We start from the raw sequence: 10,701 nt of genomic DNA, 5'->3' as shown, positions 1-10,701 counted from the left end.
GCCCCGAAGTGGGGCCCGTCCGGGCGGCGGTTTAGCGGTTCACTGCAAGTGGATCAGTTTTTCGCGAGCAGCGTCTTGCTCTGCTCCTGCATGCCGGTGAAAACGGAGTCGTCCTTCTGGCCGGCGAAGTACGCCTCGAAGATCGGGTTCATCGCGTCCTGGACGGCGGCGCCGTTGCCGTAGACCGGCGAGGGGTAGAGGACCTTGTTCTTCAGCATGTCGGTGAAGACCGTCAGGTCGACGCCCTGGGCGGACAGCGCCTTGGCGGAGGCGTCCATGGAGGCCGGGATGGACGGGAAGAACGTCCCGGTGAGCGAGGCCTTGCTCTGGCAGGCCTCGGAGCCCATGTAGGAGACCCACTTCCAGGCCAGGTCGGGGTTCTTGGTGCCGGCCCAGATGTTGTTGCCGTTGGAGTTGCTCATCACGGCGCGGGTCGTGCCGTCGGGGCCGTACGGGGGCGCCGCGATGCCCGCCTTGATGCCGGGGATCTTCGCGAAGGTGGAGGCCTCCCAGGAGCCGCCCATCTCCAGGGCGACCTTGTGGGAGGAGAGCAGGTCGACGTCGCTGACGCTGGAGGTGAACTCGCCGATCTTGGGGGCGAAGCCCTTGTCGGTGAGGGAGCGCACCCACTTCATCGTCTTGATGAAGCGCGGGTCGCCGTAGTTGAACACCGTCGGCCAGCTCTGCTTGTCGCCCAGGCGCCAGCCGGTGCTGGAGACGAACGGGCTCCAGGTGGTCTGGCCGATGAAGTCCTTGGCCGCGATCTGTCCGAAGCCGAACGTCTTGACGTGGGCCTTGTCGAAGCCCTTCTCGTCGCCGCGGTGCCCCTTCTCGTCGATGGTGAGGTGGGCGATCAGCTTGCCGAAGTCACCGCCGTCGTCGGGGTTCCACTTCAGCGAGTCGAGCTTCTCCTTGGTGTAGCCGGCCTTGGTCAGGGCGTCCTGGTCGTAGTAGAGGGCGGCGGCGGCCCAGTCGAGCGGCAGCGCGTACTGCTTGCCGTCGGTGAACTTCCACGCGTCCACGCCCACGGAGAACCGGGACATGTCGAACTTGTCCTTGGCGATGAAGTCGTCCATCGCCAGCAGCTGGTGCTGCGTGGCGTACGCCTGGAAGAACTGCACGCTGTTCTGGAAGGCGTCGGGGGCGTTGCCCGCGACGAAGCCGGCCGTCAGCTTGGTGAAGTAGTCGTCGACGGCGTACTGCGAGATCTTGACGGTCGTCCCGGGGTTGGCCTTCTCGAAGTCCGTGGCGCAGACCTTGTACGCGGCCGCCTGCTTGTCGTCCCAGGTCCACCAGTTGACGGTCTGCGAGCCGCCGGCGGAGGAGGAGCCGGACGAGCAGGCGGAGAGCACCGCCGCGAGGCTGAGGGTGGCGCCCAGCGCGACGACCTTGCGTATTCTCATGATTCCTTCTTTCGGGACGGTTCCTGGTGAGCGTGGGACGACGTCTTGAGGAGCGCGCGGAAGGCGCTCAGGGTGATGGCCAGGTCCTCGGAGCCGCCGGCGTCGTGGCCGTTGAACTCCCACAGCCGCATCTGCTTGGGACCGCCGTACGCGTGGTAGGCGGCGATCGCCGTGGTGGGCGGGCAGACCTGGTCGCGCAGCCCGGCGGAGAACCAGGCGGGGGCGGTGGCGCGGCGGGCGAAAGCGAGCCCGTCGAAGTAGCCGAGGGTGCGGAAGGTCTCCTCGACCCGGTCACGGCGGGCGGCGAGGTAGCCGATGATCTCCGCGTAGGGCTGCTCGCCGGTGAGGCGGGTGGCCTGCCGGATGTCGCAGAGGAACGGTGACTGGAACTGCGCGGCCGTCAGGTCCGGTACGAGGCCGGCGACGGCGAGCGCGATGCCGCCGCCCTGGCTGGGGCCGGTGACGGCGACCCGGGTGGGGTCGACGTGCGGCGAGCCGCGCAGGGCCTCGACGGCGCGCACGGCGTCGGTGAACACCCGCCGGTAGACGTAGGTGTCCTTGTCCTCGATGCCGCGGGTGAGGAAGCCGGGGTGCGAGGAGCCGCTGCCGACCGGGTCGGCGGTGGCGCCGCCGCCCGCCCAGGCGCCGCCCTGGCCGCGGGCGTCCACCAGCAGGTGGGCGTAGCCGGCGCAGGCCCACATCAGGTCGTCGACGGGGGCGCCGCGCCCGCTCCCGTAGCCGTGGAACTGCACGACCGCGGGCAGGGGGCCGCCGCGGTGCCGGGGCATCCGCAGCCAGCCGCGCACCGGGTGGCCGTCGAAGCCGGGGAAGACGGCGTCGAAGACGTCCACCGCCTCCAGGCCGGTGTCGACCGGTGTCAGTTCCAGGCGGGCGGGGTGGATCCGGGCACCGTCGAGCGTGTCCTTCCAGAAGGCGTCGAAGTCGGCGGGCTCCTGGTAGCTGCTGCGGTACGACCACAGCTCGGGCACGTCCTGCTCGGTCAGCACGGCGCGACCTCCCCCAGCGGTGCGAGGTCGCCGCCGAGGGTGACGGCGGTGCCGGTGGGGACGCGCAGTTCGACGGTGCGGTCGCGGTGGCGGACGCGTACCGGCGCCGTGTCGTCGCCGGCGTGCCGGCGGAGCGTCACCGCCGTCAGCTCGCCGTCGCGCCAGGTGAAGTCGGCGCCGAGGCCGCCGCGGCAGCGCAGGTCCGTCGCCTGGCCGTCGGGCCACCCGCCGGGGAGGGCGGGCAGCAGGTGGATCGTGCCGGTGTGGCTCTGCAGCACCATCTCGGTGAGCGCGGCGGTGAAGCCGTAGTTGCCGTCGATCTGGAACGGCGGGTGGGTGGAGAACAGGTTGGGCAGCAGTCCGCCCCACTGCGAGCCGTCGACGGGGGCGTCGGTGCCCGGGTCGCCGTCGAGCGGCCGGGTCGCCTCGTCGAAGAGGGAGCGGGCGGTGGCCGCGTCGCGCAGCCGGGCGCGCAGGGCCATCTTCCACGCCCAGGACCAGCCCATGGCGCCGGGTCCGCGCCGGTCCAGCAGGGCGGTGGCGGCAGCGGCGAGTTCGGGGGTGGCGTCGGGGTCGATCTGGCCGAGCGGGTGGACGGTGACCATCTGCGACAGGTGGCGGTGGTGCGGGTCCTGCTCGGGCAGGTCCTCGGCCCACTCCTGGAGCCAGCCGCCGGCGGCGATGCGCGGCGGGTGCAGCTTGGGCAGCGTCTCGGCGATGCGGCCGGTCAGCTGGGTGTCGAGGCCGAGCAGTCCGGCGGCCCGCAGGGTGCGTTCGAGTACGGCCCGGGTCAGGGCCATATCCATCGCGGTCGAGCGGGTGACGGACGCCGGGGAGCCGTCGGGGGTCAGGAAGTGGTTCTCGGGCGACGTGGACGGGAGGGTGTCGAGCCCGCCGGCGCCGTCGTCGACCAGCCAGTCGAGCAGGAACTCCGCGCAGCCGCTGAGCAGGGGCCAGGCCCGCTCGCGCAGGAAGGCGGTGTCCTGGGTGAACTCGTAGTGGTCCCAGACGTGCTGCACCAGCCAGGCGCCGCCCATCTGCCAGATCGCCCAGGACGCGGCGCCGTGGCCCATGCCGACGGGAAGGGCCCAGCCCCACATGTCGGTGTTGTGGTGGGCGACCCAGCCGCCGGCGCCGTAGAGCCGCGTGGCCACGTCCCTGCCGTTGGCGGCTACGCGGTCCAGCAGGTCGAAGAGCGGTTCGTGGCAGGAGCCGAGGCCTGCGGCCTCGGCGCCCCAGTAGTTCATCTGGGTGTTGATGTTGATCGTGTAGTTCGACGACCAGGCCGGGCGCAGGTCCGCGTTCCAGATGCCCTGGAGGTTGGCCGGCGGGCCGGCGTGCGGGCGGGAGGCGGAGGCGAGCAGGTAGCGGCCGAGCTGGAACAGCACGGTGGCGGTGAGGAGTTCGTCGTTCCCGCCGAGGATGTCGCGGGCCACGTCGTAGGTGCCCGAGCGGCGCGGACCGATGCGCAGCGCCGTGCCGCCGAGGAGTCCGCGCAGGTCGCTGTCGTGGGCCTTGAGCAGGTCCGCGGCCCCGCGTTCGGCGGCCCGGGCGGCGGCGCCGGCGGCGGTGTCGAGGTGGCCTGTGCGGTCGGCGGGTTCGGCCAGGCCGCGCCAGTGGCGCAGGGCGACGGTGGAGCTCGCCACGACCGCCAGGACCCGGGTCGCGCCGGTCACCAGCAGGCCGCCCGCGTCCGTGGTCACCTCGCCGTCGGTGTCCACCCGCAGGGCGAGCGCGCCGAAGGGGTCGTAGCCGTCGACGGGACCGCCGGCGTACCGCAGCGGCTCCTGGACGCCGGGTTCGTGCGCGGGCGCGCCGTCGACGGGGATCTCCACGCCGAGGACGACGCCGCTCGCGTCCGTGGCGCGGTGCACTTCCTTCAGGGGGCTGGTCAGTTCGAGCCGCAGGACCAGACTCCCGCCGTCCGCGACCAGGTCGGTGCACACGGTCCCCGTGCCGGCGTCGGCCCAGGTCCTGCGGTGGACGACGGTGCCGGAGGCGAGCTCGAAGGCATCCTCGGCAAGGCCGTTGTCGAGGTTGAGGGTGCGCCCCCGGTACGTGGCGTCCTCTCCCCCGGACACGGTCAGCCACAGGTCGGCGTAGGGCAGGTACTCCTGGCTGTACGGCCCTTCGAAGGCCATCAGCAGTTCCTCGGCGCGGTGCGGGTCCCCGGCGCGCAGGGCGGCGCGGACTTCGGCCAGCCGCTGCGGGCCGGCACCCGCGGCGACGACGTCGGCGAGGGCCTTCGCGGGTCCGCCGGGGGTGCCGGACCACACGGTCGAGTCGTTGATCTGGATACGGGCGCGGTGGGCGCCGCCGAAGACCATCGCGCCGAGCCGGCCGTTGCCGACCGGAGCGGCCTCGTTCCAGGCGGCCGCGGGCGCGGGCCAGCCGAGCAGCAGGTCAGTGGTGTTCATGAGGGTGCCGTCCAGGTGCGCGTGCGCGGTTACTTGAGGCCGGAGAAGCCGATGGAGTTGACGATCCGCTTGCCGAAGGCCAGGAAGAGCAGCAGCATCGGCAGCGCCGCGATGAGGGCGGCGGCCATCAGCCCGGCCCAGTCGGGGGCGGCCTGCGGCGAGGACTGCTTGAACACGCCCAGGGCGAGGGTCAGCGGCTGCACGCTCGCGTCGTTGGTGACCAGCAGCGGCCACATGTAGTCGTTCCAGGCGTTGACGAACATCAGCAGCGACACGGTGGCGATCGGCGCCGCCGACATCGGCAGGACGATCCGCACCAGGATCCGCAGCGGCCCGGCGCCGTCGATGATCGCGGCCTCCTCGATCTCGCTGCTGAGGCCGAGCATGAACTGCCGCAGGAAGAACAGGGTGAACGCCTGGAACAGCCCGCCGGGCAGGATGAGCCCCGCGAAGGTGTTGGTCAGGCCGAGGTCCTTGATGAAGACGAAGTTCGGCAGCAGCGTGAAGACGCTCGGCACCATCAGCGCGCTGATCAGGATCGAGAACACCAGGTTCCGGCCGCGCCAGTGCAGCCGCGAGAAGGCGTAGGCCGCGCAGGCGGAGAGCAGCACGATGAGCGCGGTCTGCACGGAGGCGTAGATCAGGGAGTTGCGCAGGTAGAGCGCGATGTCCAGGGAGGCGCCGGAGCCGCCCTGGGCCTGGGCCTCGGCGATGGAGGCCAGGCCGAGGGCCCGCTTGAAGGCGCCGAGGGTGAAGCCGACGGGCAGCGGCGAGGAGGGGTTGGTGGCCAGCTGGTAGTTGTTGGACAGCGCGGTGCGCAGGATCCAGTAGAAGGGGAAGACCGTGACCAGGGAGATGATTCCGAGGTAGGTCCAGGCCAGGATCCGGCCGGGGCCGGCCTTCCGGGTGCGGGGGCGCCGCACGGACTTCGTGCGGGGCGCGAGGGCGACCGTCATCGGGACCTCCGTCAGTTCAGGTCGGATTCGTCGGCCCTGGCGAGCCGCAACTGGGTGAAGGTGACCGTGATGAGCAGGACGAACAGCGCCAGCGACATCGTCGCCGCGTAGCCGAAGTCGAACTGCCGGAAGGCCTTGTCGTAGATGTACATCTGCAGCACGTTCGAGGCGTTGGCCGGCCCGCCCTTGGTGGTGACCGCCACGATGTCGAAGACCTGGAAGGCGTTGATCACCGTCAGGACGACCACCATCACCAGGATCGGCCGCAGCAGCGGCACGGTGAGGCGGCGGAACATCTGGAACTCGGTCGCGCCGTCGACGCGGCCGGCCTCGTAGATGGTGGACGGGATGGTCTGCAGCCCGGCGAAGATCAGCAGGGCGTAGTAGCCCATCCACTTCCACACGCTGATCGCGGCGAGCGAGGGGATGGCCCACGGACCGCTGCCGAGGAACAGGATCGAGTGCCCGATGACGTGGTCCAGCACGATGTTGATGACCCCGAGGTGCGGGTCGAGCATCCACTGCCAGACCAGCGCGGCGATCACGTTGGAGATCAGGAACGGCATAAGGATCACGCCGCGCAGCGTCGAGGAGCTGGTGACCCGGTGCAGGATCACCGCCGTCACCAGGGATATCAGGGTGCCGAAGACGACGGACAGGACCACGAAATAGACGGTGACCAGGAGCGAGTGCCAGAAGACGTCGTCGCCGAACATCTCGCGGAAGTTGGCCAGTCCGACCCAGTTCGGCGGGGTGAGGACGTGGAAGTCGGTGAAGCCGAGGTAGATGCCGCGAAGGGTCGGATAGGCGTAGAAGACCGCGAAGCCGACCACCGAGGGCAGGATGAGCATCAGGGCGACCGGCAGGTCCCGGCGCCGGGCCGCCGCCGACCTGGTGGCGGCCACGCGCTTCTTGGGGTTCTTGCCGTTCTTGCCGTTCTTGGGGTTCTTGGCGTTCTCGCGGATGCGGCGGATCCCGCTGGATGAGGCGGCCGTGGTGGCCTCCGCGCCGGCTGCGCCGGACGGTGGTGTCACCGGCGTCGTGTGGTTGCCCTGCGATGTGACCACCACGGCACTCTCCTTTTCGTACGTCGGTCGAACGGGTGGTTCTGTGGTGCGCCGGCCCGGTGGGCCGGTGGTTCAGTGCGGGGGTCCGCCGCCGGTCAGAGGGTGATCCGGTCGATGTCGGACACGTAGTCGGACGGGTTGCCGAAGGTGACCGTATTTGCGCCGGCCTTCAGCCGGACGGGCAGGGTGACGGTCCGCGGCCGGCCCCACTCGTTGTCGTTGCCGCCGGGCAGCGGGAGCTGGAACGCCGTCCCGTTGACCGTGACGACCACCGTGCGGCCGGAGGAACCGTCGGTGTAGTCGAGCTTCATCAGGTAGGTGCCGTCCTTCGGCGCCGCGACGTTGTTGATCGCCACCGAGCCGTTGCCGCCGCCGAGGTTGCCGACCTTCTTGCCGCCGGAGCAGGCCGAGCAGTCGTTGACGCTGGCGTTCCCGGTGAGGGTGTTGCCGGACGCCTCGGCCTCGTAGACCACGGGTCCTTCGGCGGCCGGGGTGGTCACCGGGACGGCCTTGCCCGCCGCGGACTGACGGCCGCGGGAGTCATGGGCGAGCACGGTGAACGAGTAGCCGGTGGCGGCCTTCAGACCGGTCACGGTGGCGGAGGTGCCGCTCGCGGTGGCGACCTTGGTGCCGTTCGCGTAGACGTCGTAGCCGGTGGTGGCGGTGCCGGTGTTCACCGGCAGCCAGGCCAGCGAGACGCTGGTCGCGGTCGAGGCGGTGGCGTGCGCGGCCAGCGGGACGCCCGGCTTGCCGGTGACGGCCTCCGGGGTGACGCGCAGCAGGCGCGAGCCGTGCGGCGGCAGGTTGTCGGTGAAGCTCCCGCTCACCTTGCCGAGGTTCTTGTGGCTCCACAGGTCACGGACCGCGGCCTTGCCGCTGACGCCCAGGTCGCTCCAGTCGGCGGTGACGTCGGCGTAGCCCTTGCCGAGGTTGAACAGCGCCACGGTGTAGCTGCCGTCGGCGTTGCGGGCGTACCAGACCTGCTCGGGGCTGTCCTGGCTCACCGGCCGGGCCGGGTTGCCGGCCTGGTCGACCGCGATGACCTCGTCGTTGGTGAGCAGCGACAGGCCGTACGGGTCGAGGTGGGTGAGGTCGTCGCCGATGTACAGCGGGGCGCTCTCGATGGCCCAGAACGTCATGTGGCTCTGCCGCTCGACCTCGTTGAGGCCGTCCAGGGGGCCGGCGCCGACGTCGAGGGAGTCGAGGTTGTTCCAGTGGCCCGGTCCGGCGTCGTCGATCCACGGGACGACGTCGTTCCAGCGCTGCTTGACGGAGTTGTTCCAGGTCACCAGGGTGTCGCAGTAGCACTCGACGTCGGTGTCGATCCGCCAGCCGTTGGAGTTCTGCTTCCAGACGTCGGCCTTGTCGTGGCTGAGCGACCAGGACAGGATGAACTGGATGGGCCGGCCGGTCTTCTCCAGCGCGCTGTGCCAGGCCTTGATGTCGGGGACGTTGTCGTGCGCCTCGTCGCCCTGGTTGGAGCCGGGGCCGACACCGTCGATCTTGAGGAAGTCCACGCCCCAGTCGGCGTACTCCTGCGCGATCGAGTCGATGTACTTGGTGGTGCAGGGGCTGGAGAAGTTCAGCTGGTAGGAGACGTTGTCCCAGCCGCTGGTCTTGCGCAGGTCCGGGTAGACGATGTCCTTGGTGGTGCACCCCGGCGCGTTCAGGATGGGGCTCTTGCCGTCGTTGTACGCGTCGATGTAGAGGCCGACCGCCATGTAGATGCCGAACTTCAGGCCCTTGGCGTGCAGCTTGTCGCCGAGGTACTTCATGCCGTGCGGGAACTTGACGGGGTCCGCGGCCGGGCGGGCGTACTCGTCGACGACGTTCTTCTGCGTGTTCGGGTTGACGTTCCAGCCGGCGTCCACGTTGACGTACTCGTAACCATGCGACTTCAGCTTCGAGGCCAGGATGTCCGCCTGCTGGAGGACGTGCGACTCGGTGAGCCAGGAACCTCCGTAGCCGGGGAAGTTGGTGGACTCCAGGCTCCAGCTGCTCCAGCCCATGTAGGGCTTGGCGGCGAGCACCGGGGCCGCCTTCGTGCCGCCGGTCCGCGCGAAGGCCTTGGTGGGGGCCTTGCCGGGGGCCTTGGCCGGGGTGTCGGCCGGGGCCGCGACGGCGGGTGCCACGAGGGGCGCCGCGAGTGCGCTCACCGCGAGGACGGGGAGGAAGAAGGCCCTGCGCATGCCGCTGCGCGTCCGGGGCCTTGGCCATCTCAGACGTGCGCGTACAACTGGACGAGCCATGGGAGTACTCCATTTCGGCGCGACGGGGTACGGCAGAACGCTGCGGCGCGCGGCCAGGGCCGGCGCTCGGAGGTCCGCTGGGATATCGACGGGGTTGCGGGAGGTGCATGACAGGCGGGCTGTCGTGCCCCTGAACCTTCCTCGGTGGCGGTCGTCCCGGAACGCCACCGAGGCCGGAAGTGCTGCGACCGGGGCCCGATCGCACTCCTCCCCATGAGGACCGTCTCGTCCGCACCGACGAGGAGTGCGGCGAATGTAGCCAGGGTTTCCTTCCAGCGTCAACATATTCGGCGGGAGAAATCCGATGTCTTGACCTGCCATCACCAGCAATCAGCGGGACGCGCCCAGCAACTCGGGGGTGGATCACGGAAAAGATGGGATCACTGAGGGAGGTCGAGCCTCTTTCTTACTTTCCGTTGGAAAGGTATGGTCCCGGCCATGAGCCTCGCCGACCAGCCCCCCGCGGCTGTCCTGGTCTTCCAGACACTCCTCGCCTACGGCCCCCTCACCCGGGCCGAGATCGGCAGGCGCACGGGGCTGTCGGGCGGGGCCGTCACCAAGGCCGCCACCCCCCTGCTGGCCGAGGGCTGGATCACCGAACTCGGCCGGCCGGCGGGGGAACGCGCCCACGGCCGCCCGCCGACACTGATCGCCGTCCACGCCGAACGCGCGCGCTTCGTCGGTGTGAAGGTGACCGGCGACGAACTCATCGGCGTCGTCACCGATCTGACGGCCCAGCCGCTCGCCTCACGGCGCGCCGGCCTCGACTCCCGTGACGTAGGGACGGTGGTACTGGCCATCGCCCGGCTCATCACCGAACTCCGCGCCGCCTCCGGCTCGGAGGAGGAGGGTGCCATCCACAGCGTCGGAGTCACCATCTCCGGGGACGTGGACGGGCAGACCGGCATCGTGCACTTCTCGCCGTTCCTCAACTGGCGCCGCGTTCCGCTCGCCCAGCTCGTGGAGTCGGCCACGGGCATCCCCACGGTGATCGAGAACGACGTACGGGCCCTGACCGTCGCCGAGCAGTGGTTCGGCGCCGGAGTCGGGCTGTCGTCCTTCGCCCTGGTCACCGTGGGCGCCGGCATCGGCTGCGGGCTGTCCATCAACGGCCGGGTGGTGTCGGGCGCGCACGGGGTGTCGGGCGAGGTCGGGCACCTGCCCGTCGGCGGCACCGACCGCACCTGCACCTGCGGCAACACCGGCTGTGTGGAGACCGTCGCCTCGACGCACGCCATCACCGAGCAGGCCCGCCGGGCCACCGGGGACCCCGCACTGACCATGGAGGAGGCGGTCCGCCTCGCCCACGCGAACGACACCGCGGTCCGCGCCGTCTTCTCCCGCGCGGGACATGTGATGGGCCTCGCCATGGCGTCGGTCGCCAACCTCATCGGCCCGGAGCGCATCATCATCTCCGGTGAGGGCGTGGCCTCGTACGACCTGTTCGCCGACCAGCTGCGGCAGACCTTCGCCGACCACGCGTTCGGCGCCGCCGGCGACTGCGCCATCGAGGTCCGTCCGCTGCCCTTCGAGGAGTGGGCCCGCGGGGGTGCGGCGGTCGCCGCGCAACGGGTGTTCGCCCCCTCGAAGTAACCCCCTTCA

At 70.5% G+C, this 10,701-nt stretch carries 7 protein-coding genes; 1 reads left to right on the top strand and 6 read right to left on the bottom strand.

What is annotated here, in order from left to right:
• Window positions 1–53 precede the first annotated feature (53 nt).
• The 6 genes from ACFWVC_RS31420 to ACFWVC_RS31395 form a co-directional block, all read right to left on the bottom strand.
• Window positions 54–1,403, bottom strand: coding sequence for an ABC transporter substrate-binding protein (locus ACFWVC_RS31420; protein WP_384295191.1), 1,350 nt, complete (start codon window positions 1,401–1,403; stop codon window positions 54–56).
• The gene (locus tag ACFWVC_RS31415; protein WP_384295188.1) at window positions 1,400–2,410 is read right to left on the bottom strand and encodes an acetylxylan esterase; all 1,011 of its coding nucleotides are present in this window, start codon (window positions 2,408–2,410) and stop codon (window positions 1,400–1,402) included. The genes ACFWVC_RS31420 and ACFWVC_RS31415 overlap by 4 nt, the downstream gene beginning before the upstream one ends.
• The gene (locus tag ACFWVC_RS31410; protein ID WP_384295186.1) at window positions 2,404–4,827 is read right to left on the bottom strand and encodes a glycoside hydrolase N-terminal domain-containing protein; all 2,424 of its coding nucleotides are present in this window, start codon (window positions 4,825–4,827) and stop codon (window positions 2,404–2,406) included. The genes ACFWVC_RS31415 and ACFWVC_RS31410 overlap by 7 nt, the downstream gene beginning before the upstream one ends.
• A gap of 29 nt (window positions 4,828–4,856) precedes the next feature.
• Entirely contained in the window at window positions 4,857–5,783 is a 927-nt protein-coding gene (locus ACFWVC_RS31405) for a carbohydrate ABC transporter permease (RefSeq protein ID WP_384295183.1), read from the bottom strand.
• 11 nt (window positions 5,784–5,794) lie between these two features.
• On the bottom strand, window positions 5,795–6,853 hold the full coding sequence (locus tag ACFWVC_RS31400) for a carbohydrate ABC transporter permease (RefSeq protein ID WP_384295181.1): 1,059 nt from the start codon (window positions 6,851–6,853) through the stop codon (window positions 5,795–5,797).
• 92 nt (window positions 6,854–6,945) lie between these two features.
• Window positions 6,946–9,039, bottom strand: coding sequence for a fibronectin type III domain-containing protein (locus ACFWVC_RS31395; RefSeq protein WP_384295178.1), 2,094 nt, complete (start codon window positions 9,037–9,039; stop codon window positions 6,946–6,948).
• Window positions 9,040–9,537: 498 nt separating this feature from the next.
• Here ACFWVC_RS31395 and ACFWVC_RS31390 point away from each other — a divergent pair, with 498 nt between their 5' ends.
• A complete protein-coding gene (locus ACFWVC_RS31390) occupies window positions 9,538–10,692 on the top strand; it encodes an ROK family protein (RefSeq protein WP_384295175.1) in 1,155 nt (384 codons plus the stop codon).
• Window positions 10,693–10,701 lie beyond the last annotated feature (9 nt).

Source organism: Streptomyces sp. NPDC058691 (genome assembly GCF_042714775.1).
Classification (GTDB): Bacteria; Actinomycetota; Actinomycetes; order Streptomycetales; family Streptomycetaceae; genus Actinacidiphila.
This window is presented reverse-complemented; position numbering and strand designations above follow the sequence as displayed.

Coding starts and splice junctions, on each gene's coding strand:
- ACFWVC_RS31390 (WP_384295175.1), top strand. CDS start 9,538: ATGAGCCTCGCCGACCAGCCCCCCGCGGCTGTCCTGGTCTTCCAGACA.
- ACFWVC_RS31420 (WP_384295191.1), bottom strand. CDS start 1,403: ATGAGAATACGCAAGGTCGTCGCGCTGGGCGCCACCCTCAGCCTCGCG.
- ACFWVC_RS31410 (WP_384295186.1), bottom strand. CDS start 4,827: ATGAACACCACTGACCTGCTGCTCGGCTGGCCCGCGCCCGCGGCCGCC.
- ACFWVC_RS31405 (WP_384295183.1), bottom strand. CDS start 5,783: ATGACGGTCGCCCTCGCGCCCCGCACGAAGTCCGTGCGGCGCCCCCGC.
- ACFWVC_RS31395 (WP_384295178.1), bottom strand. CDS start 9,039: ATGCGCAGGGCCTTCTTCCTCCCCGTCCTCGCGGTGAGCGCACTCGCG.